The 16,401-nt window shown below is 62.6% G+C and carries 14 protein-coding genes; 11 read left to right on the top strand and 3 right to left on the bottom strand.

Annotated features, from left to right (window positions below):
• Positions 1 to 33 precede the first annotated feature (33 nt).
• From MF606_RS15940 to MF606_RS15930, 3 genes are read right to left on the bottom strand one after another with little or no spacing between them, the layout of a single operon-like run.
• Positions 34 to 1,674, bottom strand: coding sequence for an ABC transporter ATP-binding protein (locus tag MF606_RS15940; protein WP_240230331.1), 1,641 nt, complete (start codon positions 1,672 to 1,674; stop codon positions 34 to 36).
• The gene (locus tag MF606_RS15935; protein WP_240230330.1) at positions 1,671 to 2,813 is read right to left on the bottom strand and encodes an ABC transporter permease; all 1,143 of its coding nucleotides are present in this window, start codon (positions 2,811 to 2,813) and stop codon (positions 1,671 to 1,673) included. Before MF606_RS15935 ends, MF606_RS15940 begins: the two co-directional genes overlap by 4 nt.
• Positions 2,810 to 3,904 carry a microcin C ABC transporter permease YejB gene (locus tag MF606_RS15930; protein ID WP_240230329.1) on the bottom strand — a complete coding sequence of 365 codons (1,095 nt, stop codon included), beginning with the start codon at positions 3,902 to 3,904 and terminating at the stop codon, positions 2,810 to 2,812. Before MF606_RS15930 ends, MF606_RS15935 begins: the two co-directional genes overlap by 4 nt.
• A gap of 249 nt (positions 3,905 to 4,153) precedes the next feature.
• Here MF606_RS15930 and MF606_RS15925 point away from each other — a divergent pair, with 249 nt between their 5' ends.
• From MF606_RS15925 to MF606_RS15875, 11 genes are all read left to right on the top strand, one after another.
• A complete protein-coding gene (locus tag MF606_RS15925) occupies positions 4,154 to 4,387 on the top strand; it encodes a hypothetical protein (protein WP_240230328.1) in 234 nt (77 codons plus the stop codon).
• A 121-nt stretch (positions 4,388 to 4,508) separates the two neighbouring features.
• Positions 4,509 to 5,144, top strand: coding sequence for an AprI/Inh family metalloprotease inhibitor (locus MF606_RS15920; RefSeq protein WP_240230327.1), 636 nt, complete (start codon positions 4,509 to 4,511; stop codon positions 5,142 to 5,144).
• Between the two features lie 137 nt (positions 5,145 to 5,281).
• Positions 5,282 to 6,466, top strand: a complete 1,185-nt coding sequence (gene zapE / locus MF606_RS15915) for a cell division protein ZapE (RefSeq protein ID WP_338084378.1) — start codon at positions 5,282 to 5,284, stop codon at positions 6,464 to 6,466.
• Positions 6,467 to 6,680: 214 nt separating this feature from the next.
• Positions 6,681 to 7,643 carry a malate dehydrogenase gene (mdh, locus tag MF606_RS15910; protein WP_240230325.1) on the top strand — a complete coding sequence of 321 codons (963 nt, stop codon included), beginning with the start codon at positions 6,681 to 6,683 and terminating at the stop codon, positions 7,641 to 7,643.
• A 140-nt stretch (positions 7,644 to 7,783) separates the two neighbouring features.
• Positions 7,784 to 8,977: an ADP-forming succinate--CoA ligase subunit beta gene (gene sucC / locus MF606_RS15905; RefSeq protein ID WP_240230324.1), complete on the top strand. Its 1,194-nt coding sequence runs from the start codon at positions 7,784 to 7,786 to the stop codon at positions 8,975 to 8,977.
• 4 nt (positions 8,978 to 8,981) lie between these two features.
• Entirely contained in the window at positions 8,982 to 9,494 is a 513-nt protein-coding gene (locus MF606_RS15900) for a hypothetical protein (protein WP_240230323.1), read from the top strand.
• Positions 9,494 to 9,871: a cupin domain-containing protein gene (locus MF606_RS15895; protein WP_240230322.1), complete on the top strand. Its 378-nt coding sequence runs from the start codon at positions 9,494 to 9,496 to the stop codon at positions 9,869 to 9,871. Before MF606_RS15900 ends, MF606_RS15895 begins: the two co-directional genes overlap by 1 nt.
• An 8-nt stretch (positions 9,872 to 9,879) precedes the next feature.
• A complete protein-coding gene (gene sucD, locus MF606_RS15890; RefSeq protein ID WP_236899374.1) occupies positions 9,880 to 10,788 on the top strand; it encodes a succinate--CoA ligase subunit alpha in 909 nt (302 codons plus the stop codon).
• Between the two features lie 364 nt (positions 10,789 to 11,152).
• A complete protein-coding gene (locus tag MF606_RS15885) occupies positions 11,153 to 14,155 on the top strand; it encodes a 2-oxoglutarate dehydrogenase E1 component (RefSeq protein ID WP_240230321.1) in 3,003 nt (1,000 codons plus the stop codon).
• Positions 14,156 to 14,167: 12 nt separating this feature from the next.
• Entirely contained in the window at positions 14,168 to 15,472 is a 1,305-nt protein-coding gene (odhB, locus tag MF606_RS15880; protein WP_240230320.1) for a 2-oxoglutarate dehydrogenase complex dihydrolipoyllysine-residue succinyltransferase, read from the top strand.
• A gap of 70 nt (positions 15,473 to 15,542) precedes the next feature.
• Positions 15,543 to 16,301 (top strand): SDR family oxidoreductase, encoded by a 759-nt coding sequence (locus MF606_RS15875; protein WP_240230319.1) that lies wholly within the window; start codon positions 15,543 to 15,545, stop codon positions 16,299 to 16,301.
• Positions 16,302 to 16,401 lie beyond the last annotated feature (100 nt).

Below are 16,401 nucleotides of genomic sequence, written 5' to 3'. Positions count from 1 at the left end.
GGCTCCTGATGTTACGATCATGTGACGGAAAGACTAGGCGGAATTGTCGCGATCCGACAGGGGCGTTGGATCAAGAGTTGGAGCGTTGATCACCGCCACGTCGAAAGCAGCGGCCATCAACGCTCGGGTGTAGTCCGATCGTGGCGCGGCGAAGATATCGGTGGCGGGGCCCTGCTCGACGATCTTGCCATTGCGCATGACGATGAGCTGGTTGGCGAGGGCGCGGACCACCTTCAGATCGTGGCTGATGAACATGTAGGTGAGACCACGGCGCTGCTGGATATCACGCAGCAGGTCGACCACCTGGGCCTGGATGGAGACGTCAAGAGCGGAGGTAGGTTCGTCGAGAACGACGAATTTGGGCTCCAGCACAATGGCGCGGGCGATGGCGATGCGCTGGCGCTGGCCGCCGGAGAATTCGTGCGGGTAGCGGAAGCGGGCGGCGGGCGGAAGGCCGACTTCTTCGAGCGCTTTGACCACGCGGGCATCGCGCTCGGCGGCGGTGAGGCGCGGCATATGGACGGCTAGGCCTTCGCCTATGATCTGGTCGACCGAGAGACGGGGGCTGAGGGAGCCGTAGGGGTCCTGGAAGACGATCTGCATGTCGGCACGGAGAGGGCGCATGGCCTTCCAAGAGCGGGCCTGCAGTTCGTTGCCGAGGACAACGATGCGGCCGTCGGAGGGAATGAGGCGGAGAAGGGCGTAGCCCAGCGTGGATTTGCCGGAGCCGCTTTCGCCGACGACGCCCAAGGTTTCGCCGCGCCGGATGGAGAGATCGACGCCATCGACGGCCTTGATGTGACCCACCACGTTGCGGAAGACACCGCGCTTAATGGGAAACCAGACCTTGAGATCGGCAACATCGACGATGGAGGGGGCCGTGGGGTCGGAGGCGGGCGGCTTGCCGCGCGGTTCGGCGGCGAGCAGGTGCCTGGTATAGGCGTGCTGCGGATCGGCGAAGAGTGGCGCGACCGGGCCGGTCTCGACGATCTCGCCCTTGGTCATGACGCAGACGCGGTCGGCGATTTTTTTGACGATGCCGAGATCGTGGGTGATGAACAGCATGGCCATGTCGAGGCGCTGCTGCAGCTCCTTGAGCAGGGCCAGGATTTGCGCCTGTACGGTGACGTCGAGGGCAGTGGTGGGTTCGTCGGCAATCAGCAGATCGGGCTCGTTGGCAAGCGCCATGGCGATCATGACGCGCTGGCGCTGACCGCCTGAGAGCTGGTGCGGGTAGGCGGCGAGGCGGCTGGCTGGGTCGGGGATGCCGACGGCCTCAAGCAGTTCGAGCGTGCGCTTGCGGGCAGCCGTGGCGCGCAGGCCGCGATGGATGGCGAGGACCTCGCCAACCTGCCGCTCGACGGCGTGCACCGGATTGAGCGAACTCATCGGCTCCTGAAAGATCATCGAGATATCGTTGCCGCGTACGGCGCGCAGTTCGGCCGGTGGGACGGTGACGAGGTCCTTGCCCTTGAAGAGGATCTGGCCGGAGAGCTGCGCCGTGGGGGGCAGCAGCTTGAGGACGGAGAGCGCGGTGACGGACTTGCCCGAGCCACTTTCGCCGACCAGGGCGACCGTTTCCCCGGGGGCGATATCGAGGGAGAGGTTACGCGTCGCCTCGTTGGCGCCGAAGCGGATGGTGAGGTCGCGGATCGAGAGGAGCGGTTTGGTCATGCCATCGACTTTCGCGGATCGAAGGCGTCGCGGACGGCTTCGCCGATGAAGACGAGGAGGGTCATCATGATGGCGATGGTGAAAAAGCCGGTGAGACCGAGCCAGGGGGCCTGGAGGTTGTTCTTGCCCTGGGCGAGCAGTTCGCCCAGTGAGGGCGACCCCGGGGGCAGGCCGAAGCCCAGCAGGTCGAGCGAGGTGAGGGTGACCACCGAGCCCGACAGAATGAAGGGCATGAAGGTGAGTGTCGCGACCATCGCGTTTGGCAGCAGGTGTCGCCACATGATGGTGACGTTGGAAACGCCGAGGGCGCGGGCGGCGGCGATGTATTCGAAATTGCGCCCGCGCAGGAATTCGGCACGCACGATGCCGACCAGCGACACCCAGGAAAACAGCAACAATATGCCGAGCAGAACCCAGAAACTGGGCGCTATGACGCTGGAGATGATCAGCAACAGATAAAGCGCGGGGACGGAGGTCCAGATCTCGATGAAGCGCTGGGCCAGCAGGTCGATCCAGCCGCCGAAATAGCCCTGCACGGCGCCTGCGACCACGCCGATGATCGAGGACAGCACGGTGAGGACGAGGCCGAACAGGACCGAGATGCGGAAGCCGTAGAACAGGCGGGCGACGACGTCGCGGCCGCGATCGTCGGTGCCCAGCCAGTGGTAATTGCCCCAGTGGCAATTGGGGTCTTCGGCGAGGAGAGGGTAGCGGGCGCAGTTTTCGTCGCGGGTCATGGTCCAGCTTGGAGCCACGGCGCCCGAATGGGGCAGGAACCCATCGACGGTGGTGTAGTTGAAGCGGATCGGTGGCCAGACGGCCCAGCCGTTGGCTGATATCTCGGAGGCGATGAAATCGTCGCGGTAGTTGGTGACGGCGAGGAAGCCGCCGAATTTGGGCTCGGGATAATCCACGATGGCGGGGAACAGCAGCTCGCCCTTGTAATAGGCGAGGATCGGCTTGTCGTTGGCGATGAATTCGGAGCCGAGGGTCGCCACGAACAGCACAAGGAAGATCCAGAGTGACCACCAGCCGCGGCGGTTGCGCTTGAAATTGTCCCAGCGCCGGCGATTGAGCGGACTGAGGAAGCGATTGCGCGGCACCTCGATGACCGCTGCCTGGGTGGCGGCCTCGGTCATATTTCGCGGCTTTCGAAATCGAGGCGCGGATCGACCCACATATAGGCGAGGTCGGAAATGAGGGCGATGACGAGGCCGAGCAGGCTGAAGATGTAGAGCGTGGCGAAGACCACCGGATAGTCACGGTTGGAGATCGACTGCAGGCCGAGGAGGCCCAGACCATCGAGCGAGAAGATGGTTTCGATCAGCAGCGAGCCGGAGAAGAATGCGGCGACGAAGGCGGCCGGGAAGCTGGCGATGATCAGCATCATGGCGTTGCGGAACACGTGTCGGTAGAGCACCTGGTTTTCCGTCAGGCCCTTGGCACGGGCGGTGGTGACATACTGCTTGCCGATCTCGTCAATGAACGAGTTCTTGGTGAGCAGGGTCGTGGTGGCGAAAGCGCCGAGACCCATGGCGGTGATGGGCAGCACCAGATGCCAGAAATAGTCCAGAATCTGCCGCCACCAGGGGAAGGTGCTGAAGCCAGGCGAGGTGAGGCCGCGCAGCGGAAAGATCGACCAGAAGCTGCCGCCGGCAAAGAGGATGACCAGCATGATGCCGATGAGAAAGCCGGGAATGGCATAGCCGATGATGACGATTGTCGAGGTCCAGACGTCGAAGCGGGAGCCGTCGCTGATGGCTTTCTTGATGCCCAGCGGGATAGAGACACCATAGGCGATCAGCGTCATCCACAGGCCCAGCGAGATGGAGACCGGCATCTTCTCCTTGATGAGATCGATGACAGAGATGTCGCGGTAATAGCTGTCGCCGAAATCGAAGCGGATGTAGTTCCACAGCATCATGCCGAAGCGCTCGAGCGGCGGCTTGTCGAAGCCGAACTGCTTTTCGATGCGCGCCACCAGCTCCGGCGACAGCCCTTGGCTGCCGCGATAGGCGGAGCCGCCGCCTTGGCCGGGCTGGCCGGCAAAGTCACCGGCTTCGCTGCCGGTGATGCGCTCGGTGATGGACTGGTTCTGGCCAGACAGGTTGGCCAGCGCCTGTTCGACCGGGCCGCCGGGAGCGAATTGCGTAATGAGGAACGATATCGCCATGATGCCGAAGACTGTCGGTATCATCAGCAGCAGGCGGCGAACGATATAGGCGCCCATTCAATCCCCGAAGGAGGACATGTGTCCGTTACGAGCCAAATCCGGCACTCATCTAGCCGCAAATCACCTTGAGGTGAAACAGCTTAGCAGCGAGTGCAACATTTTGATGGCATACTGGCAAGCGGGCGGGCCGTATTGCGGCCGTGCCGCTCCGCGCAAAAGGAGCGCCCGCGGGGTAAGATGTTCCTGATTGTCCTTGCCGGTTCGCCCGGTGCCCGTCAGGATCGGGGGCCGCAGCTCGGAGTTCTCATGACCTACCAGATCATCGCCCATGTCGAGAATCCGTCCACGGCGCGCGTGCTGGTGGTGGCGCTGCGAGCGCATGGATTTCACCCGCTCGAACAGGGCGAGGGTGGGCTGCCGGGAGTACCGAACCTGTTTGGCCCCGATGGCGTGCCGGTGCAGGTGCCCGAGGAAGAGGCCGAGGATGCAACCGTTCTGGCCCGGGAATTGTTGAAGGAAATGACGGCGCTCGACCCGTAAATCGGCCACATTGGTCAGGGCAGGTTACAATGCGGACCGGGCAGTTGTGTGCAGGGCGGGCTTTGGCTATAAGCCAGTCAACCTGTTAACCTTTGTTAAGCCTTCGGGCAGGAGCGAACCAATGACGGTTTGGATGCGCGGATCGTTGTCCGCTGCGGGTATTGCGGCGATTGCGATGGTGTTGGCGGCTTGCCAGTCCACCGGTTCGAACACCGCGAATCTCAATACGATTGGTGCTCCGGCGCAGTTGCAGCCGGTGCAGAACTCGACCGTGCAGCAGGGCACGCTGCCCGCCATTGGCGCGACCGGTACGCCGGCGCCGGGCCTGTCGGGTCAGCCGATGCTCGGTGGCGTCCAGGCCAATCCGCAAATCGCTGCCACTACCCCGGGCATGATCCAGCCGAGCGCGACCACCCCAATGGCCCCTGGCGGTTCGATTGTTTCGCTCGACCCGCTGGCCCAGCCTGCCGCGGGCGGCATGAGCGCCGGCCCCGAAGGCGTTTGGAACGTTACCGCTGGCGCCGCGACCTGCCGCATCAATCTGCCGATGACCGCCAAGACCGGCACCGGCTATTTCCGCGCCTCGGCTCCGGGTTGCGCCGTGCCGACGCTGGCCACGGTCACCGGCTGGCAGCAGGTTGGCAGCCAGCTGCAGCTTTATGATGACAACGGCAACATCGCCGCCTTCCTGGCGCCGAGCGGTGGCCGCTATATCGGGACCATGGGTGGCGGTCAGGCCATCTCGATGTCCCGCTAAGGTTTTCGGTGGAGCCGGCCTGCAAATGCCGGCTTCCTGCGCTTCCGGTGCTCACGTACTGAAGTACGCTCCGCTCCGGTTCTCGGAACCCAGCATTTTCGACTCGGCTTGACCGAAAACGCATCGAGTTCTGTCGATTGTCAGCGGTTACTTTAAGACTTGAACGATCTGGACCCGTCAGCACCGCGTATGCGGCGTTGGCGGGTTCTGGTGTTTTGATGGCCGATCCGGCGCAGCGGGAGGCGGCGGGGCTGCTCGACGCTGTGCTGGCGGGGCTGGTGGCCGAGCAGCCCAAGGGGTTGTTTGGACGGCTGTTCGACAAGCCCGAGCCGGTGAAGGGCCTTTACCTCCATGGCGAGGTGGGGCGTGGCAAGACCATGCTGATGGACCTGTTCTTCGCCGCGGTGCCGATCGCCGAGAAGCGGCGGGTGCATTTTCATGAGTTCATGGACGAGATGCATGCCGGGATGGCGGCATTCCGCAAGAGCAAGAAGGGCAAGGATGCCGACCCGGTCGAGGCGGTGGTGAAACCCATCGTCAAATCGGGGCTGCGGCTGCTGTGCCTCGATGAATTCCATGTGCATGACATCACCAATGCCATGCTGCTGACGCGGCTGTTCGAGAAGCTGTTCGCGAGTGGTGTGACGCTGGTGGCGACGTCGAATGTGGAGCCGGATGAGCTCTATAAGGATGGGCTGAACCGGCAATTGTTCCTGCCGTTCATCGCGCTGCTCAAGAGCCACGTGACGGTCGCGTCACTGCCAGCGGCGCGGGATTATCGGCGGATGAAATTTGCCGGGCAACATGTCTATGCGTTCGGGACCGGGCCGGAGGCGACGGCCGAGATGGACCGGCTGTGGTTGCGGATTACCGGCGGCGTGGCCGGCGCGCCGGGCGTGGTCGAGAGCATCGGCCGACAAATCCATGTGCCGCTAATGGCCATGGGCGCAGCGCGGTTCGGGTTCGCCGATCTGTGCGAGAAGCCGCTGGGGTCGCGCGATTTTGTGCGCATCGCGCATCAGTTCGACTCCGTTATCATCGATCACGTGCCGCAGATGGACCGGCAGAAATCTGATGCGGCGAAACGATTTATTCTGCTGATCGACAATCTCTACGATCGTGGCGTGAAATTGGGCGCGAGTTTCGACGTGCCGCTCGAACAGCTCGGCAAGGACGACAAGACGGCGTTCGAATTCCAGCGCACGGTATCGCGGTTGGTCGAGATGCAGTCGGAGGAATATCTGGGCAAGGGACTCAGGGATGCCCCGAGCGAGGTTGTCCCCGATGATGTCGGCAGCCCAGATCGTCACCCTCGGGCTTGACCCTAGGGCTCTACACTTGCCACCTGCAGGAACTGCAACGCCCTCGGGTCAAGCCCGAGGGTGACGATCCGGTGGCTGGTCCTTGCCCATCCGGCACCACCCCTTCGCCCATCAGCAAGGGCCAAAATCCGTTTAAGACGAAGGGTTCACTTGCCCCTCTGGGCCGGTAAGGCTAATACGTCGCCCAATTCAATGCAGTCTGGGATGAGGACTTATGGCGCGCAAGAAAATCGCTCTTATCGGCTCGGGTCAGATCGGTGGCACGCTTGCTCACCTGGCGGCTCTCAAAGACCTCGGCGACATCGTGTTGTTCGACATCGTCGATGGCGTGCCGCAGGGCAAGGCGCTCGACATTTCCCAGTCGGCTCCGGTCGAAGGCTACGATGCCAAGATCACCGGTACTTCCAAGTATGAAGACCTCAAGGGTTCGGACGTGGTGATCGTCACCGCCGGCGTGCCGCGCAAGCCGGGCATGAGCCGCGACGATCTGCTCGAAATCAACCTCAAGGTGATGGAGCAGGTGGGCGCGGGTATCGCTAAGTATGCGCCCAAGGCTTTCGTCATCTGCATCACCAACCCGCTCGACGCCATGGTGTGGGCGCTGCAGAAGTTCTCGGGTCTGCCCACCAATCAGGTCATCGGCATGGCCGGCGTGCTCGACAGCTCGCGCTTCGTGCACTTCATTGCCGACGAGCTCAAGGTTTCGGTCGAAGACATCAACGCCTTCGTGCTGGGCGGCCATGGCGACACCATGGTGCCGCTGGCGCGCTACTCGACGGTTGCCGGCATCCCGCTCACCGACATCGTCAAGATGGGCTGGATGAGCAAGGAAAAGCTCGACGCGATCATCCAGCGCACCCGCGACGGCGGCGCCGAGATTGTCGGCCTGCTCAAGACCGGTTCGGCCTTCTACGCGCCGGCGACCTCTGCCATTGCGATGGCTGAAAGCTATCTCAAGGACAAGAAGCGCGTGCTGCCCGCAGCGGCTTACCTCGACGGCCAGTATGGCGTTAAGGGCACCTATGTCGGCGTGCCGGTGGTTATTGGCGCCGGTGGTGCCGAGAAGGTCATCGAGATTTCACTGAACTCTGCTGAACAGAAGGCGTTCGACAAGTCCGTTGGGGCTGTCGAGGGCTTGATCGAAGCCTGCAAGAAGATCGCGCCGAAGCTGGCGTAGCAAACACGGCGTCATCCCCGCGAAAGCGGGGATATCCCTTTGTGGGGCGCCGAAGTGAGATTCCCGCCTGCGCGGGAATGACGCGGTGGGGGTTGAGGCCCCGTGACCGCCACGAGATACCCATCCAAGGGGACGAACGAATGAACATCCATGAACATCAGGCCAAAGAGCTGCTGAAGTCCTACGGTGCGCCGGTTGCGGCGGGTGTGGCGATCTTTTCGGCGGATGAAGCCGAGGCGGCGGCCAAGTCGCTGCCGGGCCCGCTCTATGTGGTCAAGAGCCAGATCCATGCCGGTGGGCGTGGCAAGGGCAAGTTCAAGGAATTGGGCCCCGATGCCAAGGGCGGCGTGCGCCTCGCCAAGTCGGTGGCCGACGTCGTTACCAATGCCAAGGAAATGCTGGGCAATACGCTGGTGACCAAGCAGACCGGCGATGCCGGCAAGCAAGTCAATCGCCTCTATATCGAAGACGGCGCCGATATCGCGCGTGAGCTCTATACCTCGCTGCTGGTCGATCGTGGCACCGGCCGCGTGTCGTTCGTGATCTCGACCGAAGGCGGCATGGACATCGAAGCGGTCGCCCATGACACACCCGAGAAGATCATCGCCGTCGATATCGATCCGACGACTGGCGTCACTGCCGCGAATATCGAGGAAATTGTCACTGCGCTGAAGCTCGAGGGTGATGCCAAGGCCGATGCGGCCAAGCTGTTCCCGATCCTCTACAAGGCGTTCACCGAAACCGACATGAGCTTGTTGGAAGTGAACCCGCTGATCGTGATGACTGACGGCCACCTTCGCGTGCTCGATGCCAAGGTGAGCTTCGACAACAATGCGGCGTTCCGCCACGAAGAGCTGAAGGCCCTGCGCGATCTCTCCGAGGAAGACGCCAAGGAAATCGAAGCGTCCAAGTTCGACCTCGCCTATGTGGCGCTCGATGGCAATATCGGTTGCATGGTCAATGGCGCGGGTCTTGCCATGTCGACCATGGACATCATCAAGCTCTATGGCGCCGAGCCGGCCAACTTCCTCGATGTGGGCGGTGGCGCCTCCAAGGAGAAGGTGACCGCAGCGTTCAAGATCATCACGGCCGATCCGGCAGTGAAGGGCATTCTGGTCAACATTTTCGGCGGCATCATGCGTTGCGATGTGATCGCCGAGGGTGTGATTGCCGCGGTCAAGGAAGTCGGTCTTGCCGTGCCGCTGGTGGTTCGTCTCGAAGGCACCAATGTCAAGGAAGGCAAGGCCATCCTCGACCAGTCCGGCCTCAACGTGATCTCTGCCGACGATCTCGATGACGCCGCCCAGAAGATCGTCAAGGCGGTGCAGGGCTAGCGCCATGCGCGCCGGCCTCGCCCTCATCGCGGCTCTTGCACTTTGCGCGACCCCCGTGGTGGCGCAAAGCAAGAGCAAGCTGCCGCCGGCGGTGCAAATCCTCGAGATGTGCGAACTGCTAGCGAGTGGGGACGTCCTTGCCATGGAGGCCGCCAACTCCGAAGGTTGGGACACCTATGAGGACGAACTGGCTTCGCCCCATATGCGGACGATAAACGGCGCCAAGCAAGTGGCAGGGCTCGGCTATGCCGAGATGTATACGCTGCTCGAGACCTACCCAAGCGGCGTGCTCGGCTATTGCCGGGTGGATATTACGGACGCCGAAGGGGACGCCCAGGCGGTGGTCCAGTCGGTGCAGAACCTTGACCGTTACGAAGGCCAGGGCCAACAGATCAGCGAAGGCAGCTTTGCCAGCCTGATCGGCGCCTATGACAAGAACCGCCTGCTGCTGGTCGAACACTCGGTGGACGGCTTCATCCTGCAGTTGACGATCCTGCCAACCGACGGGGTGAACTAATGGCCGTTCCGCGCAAGATCAATCTCGTCGGCGCCGCCGAAAGCCAGATCGATGGCGTGTGGCAGCCCCATATCGCCGGCGATATCAATGATAGCCAGGTCAAGATCGCCAAGTTCGGCGACGTCTTCGACTGGCATGCGCATGAGGCGGAGGACGAAGGTTTCCTCGTGCTCAAGGGACGCATCGCCATCGACTTTCGCGATGGCAGCGTCGAACTGGGCGAGGGCGACTTCCTCGTCGTGCCGCGTGGCGTCGAGCATCGCCCGCGCTCGCTTACGTCCGAGCCCATCGTGCTCATGGTGGAACCTTCCACCACTCTCAACACCGGCAATGCGCAGAGCGAATTGACCGTTACCCAACTCAATCGACTTCAATAGGAAGAGCCATGTCGATCCTCGTCAACAAAGACACCAAGGTTCTCGTACAGGGCCTGACCGGCAAGACCGGGACGTTCCATACCGAGCAGGCGCTGGCCTATTACGGCACCAAGATGGTGGGTGGCGTGAACCCCAAGAAGGCTGGCGAAACCTGGACGTCAGGCGTCGATGGTTCGGCATCGCTGCCCGTTTTCGCGACGGTGGCCGAGGGCAAGGAGCGCACCGGCGCCAATGCCTCGGTGATCTATGTGCCGCCTCCGGGCGCCGCCGCTGCCATCGAAGAGGCAATCGATGCGGAAATCCCGCTGATCGTTTGCATCACCGAAGGTGTGCCGGTGCTCGACATGGTTCGGGTCAAGGCCAAGCTCGACAAGTCCAAGTCGCGGTTGATCGGGCCGAACTGCCCGGGCGTGCTGACGCCGGAAGAATGCAAGATCGGCATCATGCCGGGCTCGATCTTCTCCAAGGGCTCGGTGGGCATTGTTTCGCGGTCGGGCACGCTTACCTATGAAGCAGTGTTCCAGACGACCAATGAGGGCCTGGGCCAGACCACTGCGGTCGGTATCGGTGGTGATCCGGTTAAGGGCACCGAGTTCATCGACATGCTCGAAATGTTCCTCGCCGACGAAGCCACCAAATCGATCATCATGATCGGCGAAATCGGCGGTTCGGCCGAGGAAGACGCCGCGCAGTTCCTGATCGACGAAGCCAAGCGCGGCCGCAAGAAGCCGATGGCTGGCTTCATCGCTGGCCTGACTGCGCCGGCCGGCCGCACCATGGGCCATGCTGGCGCCGTAATTTCGGGCGGTAAGGGCGGCGCTGAAGACAAGATCGCGGCGATGGAAGCAGCGGGTATCCGCGTGTCGAAGTCGCCGGCCCGGATTGGCCGGACCTTGGCTGAGGTGCTGAAGGGCTGATTGCTGCGGCAATGACCCTGCCTGGTCGTCATCGCCCGGCTTGTCCGGGTGATCCAGCCAGATCTTGTGGAAGATGGATTGCCCGGACAAGCCGGGCAATGACGAAGGAACGGGCTCGTCGGCGACGACTGGCCCAAGATGCGACCAATGTCGGTCGCGCTTCGGACACAGAACGGTGTTACGCCAGATGTGCCCGAAGCGGGTAAGAATTGAATTGAGCCACGGCCCTGCTCAGGGGCCGTTACACTTAACAGGATACTAAGGATAAGCGGTCAGTATCCGATCGAAAATCAGGGACCGCATGGACCGGCATAGCCGGTTGTTGAGAAGGATGGCGGGGCGTGGGCCTCGCGACGAAAAAGCGATGACACGACAGGAAAAGAACGACACGTTCTTGCTGACTTCGTTCCTCTATGGTGGGAACGCCGACTACATCGAGCAGCTCTACTCCCGTTACAAGAGCGATCCCTCCAGTGTCGACGAGACCTGGAAGACCTTCTTTTCCAAGCTAGACGACGGCGACGGCGTCGCCCAACAGAATGCCGAGGGCCCAAGCTGGGGCCGCAAGGACTGGCCGCAGAGCGCCAATGGCGAACTGGTCAGTGCGCTGGACGGCAATTGGGGCGAAATCGCCATCAAGACCGAGAAGGCCATCGCCAAGAAGGCCGAGGCGCTCGGCGTGGCGCAGACCAGCGTCGCCGATGTGCTGCAGGCGACCCGCGACTCCATCCGCGCGATCATGATGATCCGCGCCTACCGTATGCGCGGGCATTTGCACGCCGATCTCGATCCGCTGAAGATGAAGGCCGATGAGCCGGCGCCCGAGCTCGATCCGCAGAGCTACGGCTTCACCGAGGCCGATTACAGCCGCAAGATCTTCATCGATAACTATCTCGGTCTCGAATACGCGACCATTCCCGAGATGCTGGCTATCCTCAACCGCACCTATTGCGGTACGCTGGGCATCGAGTTCATGCATATCTCCGATCCCGACGCCAAGCAGTGGATCCAGGAGCGCATCGAAGGTCCGGACAAGGAAATCACCTTCACGGCCGAGGGCAAGAAGGCCATCCTGTCCAAGCTGATCGAGGCCGAGGGCTTCGAGAAGTTCATCGACGTCAAGTATACCGGCACGAAGCGCTTCGGCCTCGACGGCGGTGAATCGACCATTCCGGCGCTTGAACAGATCATCAAGCGCGGTGGTGCCCTGGGTATCAAGGACATCGTGCTGGGCATGGCCCATCGCGGCCGTCTCAACGTGCTGACGCAGGTGATGGCCAAGCCGCACCGTGCCCTGTTCCACGAATTCAAGGGCGGCGCCTTCTACCCCGATGACGTCGAGGGTTCGGGCGACGTCAAGTATCACCTGGGTGCATCGTCGGACCGTGAGTTTGACGGCAACAAGGTGCACTTGTCGCTGACCGCCAACCCCTCTCACCTCGAGATCGTCGATCCGGTGGTGCTGGGTAAGTCACGCGCCAAGCAGGACCAGCATATTTCGCCTGACGGTCGGCTGGTCAACATCGCTGTTGACGGCAAGCCCGATCGCTCGATGGTGCTACCACTGCTGATCCATGGCGATGCGGCCTTTGCCGGGCAGGGCGTGATTGCCGAATGCCTGGGGCTCTCGGGCCTCAAGGGGCACCGCACGGGTGGTTCGATCCACTTCGTTATCAACAACCAGATCGGCTTCACCACGAGCCCGATGTATTCGCGCTCCTCGCCCTATCCGACCGACGTCGCCAAGATGATCGAGGCACCGGTGCTGCATGTGAATGGCGACGATCCGGAAGCGGTAGTGTTCGCGGCCAAGATCGCCGTCGAATACCGGCAGAAGTTCGCCAAGCCTGTCGTCATCGACATGTTCTGCTATCGCCGCTTCGGCCACAATGAAGGCGACGAGCCGAGCTTCACCCAGCCGCTCATGTACTCCAAGATCCGCGCGCACAAGTCGACGCTGGAAATCTACTCGGACAAGCTGATTGCCGAAGGCCTCTACACGGCCGCCGATATCGACCAGCTCAAGGCCGATTGGCGCGCCAAGCTGGAAAAGGAATTCGAGTCCGGGCAGGATTATCGCCCGAACAAGGCCGACTGGCTCGATGGCGCGTGGAAGGATTTCCGTCCCGCCGATCAGGAAGGCCCGCGCCGTGGTGACACAGGCGTGCCGATCGAGACCCTGGTTCAGATTGGCACGGCGCTGACGCGTGTGCCGGAAGGATTCAACGTCCACAAGACGGTCAAGCGTTTCATGGACAATCGCCTGGCGGCAATCGAATCCGGCGAGGGCATCGACTGGGCGACGGCGGAAGCACTGGCCTTTGGTACGCTGGTGACCGATGGCCATCCCGTGCGCCTCAGCGGCCAGGACGTCGAACGCGGCACGTTCAGCCAGCGCCATTCGGTGCTGAATGACCAGCAGGTCGACAATAAGACCTATACGCCGCTCAACAACCTCTCCGAAGACCAGAGCCGCTACGAGGTCATCAACTCGATGCTGTCGGAAGAGGCGGTGCTCGGGTTCGAGTATGGCTATTCGTTGGCCGAGCCCAAGGCGCTAACGGTCTGGGAAGCCCAGTTCGGCGACTTCGTCAACGGCGCACAGGTGGTGATCGACCAGTTTATCAGCTCGGGCGAACGCAAGTGGTTCCGCATGTCGGGCCTGGTCATGCTGCTGCCGCATGGTTATGAAGGGCAGGGGCCGGAGCACTCCTCCGCACGTCCCGAGCGCTTCCTGCAGCTGTGTGCCGAAGACAATATGCAGGTTGCCAACTGCACGACGCCGGCCAACTACTTCCATGTGCTGCGTCGCCAGGTGGAGCGCGACTTCCGCAAGCCGCTAATCCTGATGACCCCCAAGAGCCTGCTGCGCCACAAGCGCGCCGTCTCCGGGCTGGTCGAAATGGGTCCGGATTCATGCTTCCACCGTCTCCTCTGGGACGATGCCGAGGCGCCCGGCGCGCCCAAGACCACGACCAAGCTGGTGGCCGACGACAAGATCCGTCGCGTCGTGCTGTGCACGGGCAAGGTCTATTACGACCTGCTCGAAGACCGCGAGAAGAAGGGCATCAACGATGTGTACCTGCTACGCATCGAACAGCTCTATCCGTTCCCGGCCAAGGCGCTGCTGGACGAATTGAGCCGCTTCCAGAACGCCGAGATCATCTGGTGCCAGGAAGAACCCAAGAATATGGGTGCCTGGGCGTTCATTCAGCCCTATGTTGAGTGGGTGTTCGACCAGATGGGCCGTACCGGCCAGCGCGTGCGCTATACCGGCCGTCCGGCCTCCGCTTCCACTGCCACGGGTCTGATGCGGACCCATCTTGCCCAACTGCAGGCCTTCCTCGACGAAGCCCTCGGCAGCTAAAAGGACAGAACAATGTCGACTGAAATCCGCGTGCCGACGCTGGGCGAAAGCGTCACCGAAGCCACTATCGGCCAATGGTTCAAGAAGGTTGGCGATGCCGTCAACGCCGATGAGCCCATCGTCGAGCTCGAAACCGACAAGGTGACCATCGAAGTGCCGGCACCGGCTGCCGGCGTGCTCGAAGCCATCGCCGCCCAGCCGGGCGAGACGGTGGATGTGGGCGCATTGCTTGGCGCTATCGGTGGGGCAGGGGCCGGCGCTGCCGCCGCTCCTGCTGCCGCGGCCCCCGCGCCTGCCAAAGCCGAAGTGCCTGCCGCCAACGCTGCCGGTCCCGAGCCGGTGAAGCCGGCAGTCGGCACCAGCATGCCGCCGGCTCCATCGGCCCAGAAGCTGATCAATGAAAGCGGCCTCAATGGTTCCGATATCGAAGGTTCGGGCAAGCGCGGCCAAGTGCTCAAGGAAGACGTGCAGTCAGCGCTGAGCAAGCCTGCCGCTGCGCCGGCTGTGGCTGCAGCGCCCGCCGTTGCCCAGGCTGCACCGGCATCGGCTCCTGCCGCCAAGCCGGCCGAAGCCAAGGCGCCCGCCGCGCCGCGCGCGCCGGTTTCGGCCGACGATGCCGGCCGCGAAGAGCGGGTCAAGATGACCCGCCTGCGCCAGACCATTGCCCGCCGCCTCAAGGACGCGCAGAACACCGCCGCCATGCTGACCACCTTCAACGAGGTGGACATGAAGCCGGTGATGGACCTGCGCAATTCCTACAAAGAGCTGTTCGAGAAAAAGCATGGCGTGAAGCTTGGCTTCATGGGCTTCTTCACCAAGGCCGTGGTGCATGCGCTCAAGGAAATCCCGGCTGTTAATGCCGAGATCGATGGCGATGACCTTGTCTACAAGCAGTACGCCCATATCGGCGTGGCCGTGGGCACCGACAAGGGCCTCGTTGTTCCTGTCGTGCGCAATGCCGACCAGATGTCGATTGCCGAAATCGAGAAGTCGATCAATACGCTGGGCAAGAAGGCACGCGACGGCCAGCTGTCGATGGCCGACATGCAGGGCGGCACCTTCACCATCTCCAATGGTGGTGTCTATGGTTCGCTGATGTCGACGCCGATCCTCAACGCACCGCAGTCGGGCATTCTGGGCATGCACAAGATCCAGGAGCGGCCGGTGGCCATTGGCGGGCAGGTCGTCATCCGTCCGATGATGTATCTGGCGCTGAGCTATGACCACCGCATCGTCGACGGCAAGGAAGCCGTGACCTTCCTGGTTCGCGTCAAGGAAAGCCTTGAAGCGCCGGAACGGCTGGTGCTGGACCTCTAAGGTCCGCCAATCTAGTTTACGAAGGGCCGGGGCTTATTCCCCGGCCCTTTTTGTTACTGGGGACGCGGCGATGGACAAGGGCGTGGTCATCGTAACTGGCGGATCGCGCGGCATTGGCGCGGCCACCGCCATGCTGGCGGCGTCGCGCGGCTACGCGCTCGTTGTCAACTATGCCAGCAATGCCGCTGCCGCCGAAGCGGTGTGCGCCGCTATTCATGCTGAAGGCGGAACCGCCGTGGCGGTGCGGGGCGATGTGTCCGACGAAGCCGATATTGACCACATCTTCGCAGCGGCCGATCGCGTGGGACGATTGGCCGGCCTGGTCAACAACGCCGGCGCGGTCGACGTGGCGGCGCGGGTGGAGGATTTCGACCTGGCGCGGCTGAGCCGGATGTTTGCCGTCAATACGTTCGGCAGCATCCTGTGCGCGGGGCGCGCGGTGAAGCGGATGTCGACCCGCCATGGCGGCGCAGGCGGCTCTATCGTCAATGTGACGTCGGCGGCCGCCAAGCTAGGCGCGCCCGGTGTCTATGTCGACTACGGGGCAGCCAAGGGCGCGGTGGACAGTCTTACCGTCGGGCTGGCGCTGGAAGTGGCTGGCGAGGGCATTCGCGTCAACGGCGTGAGGCCTGGCATTATCGACACGGAGATCCATGCCGGAACCGGCGAGCCGGATCGGGCGGCGCGGATGGCGGCAAGTTTGCCGATGTCGCGTCTGGGAAGGGCGCAGGAAGTGGCGCAGGCTATCGTGTGGCTGTTATCGGATGAGGCGAGCTACACGACCGGCTCGGTGATCAACGTGACGGGCGGTCGCGGCGTCGCGCCCTAGAAATCACCACATTTTCCCTGTTTTCCACGTTGCGCACGCCTCTGGCGTTCACGTTGGCGTGGCGCGGCGGATCACTTAAGGAATTTGTAGCATCTTGGGC

The organism is Devosia lacusdianchii (assembly GCF_022429625.1).
GTDB lineage: Bacteria > Pseudomonadota > Alphaproteobacteria > Rhizobiales > Devosiaceae > Devosia > Devosia lacusdianchii.
The sequence above is the reverse complement of the archived record's forward strand: the minus strand, read 5'-3'. Positions and strand labels throughout refer to the sequence as shown.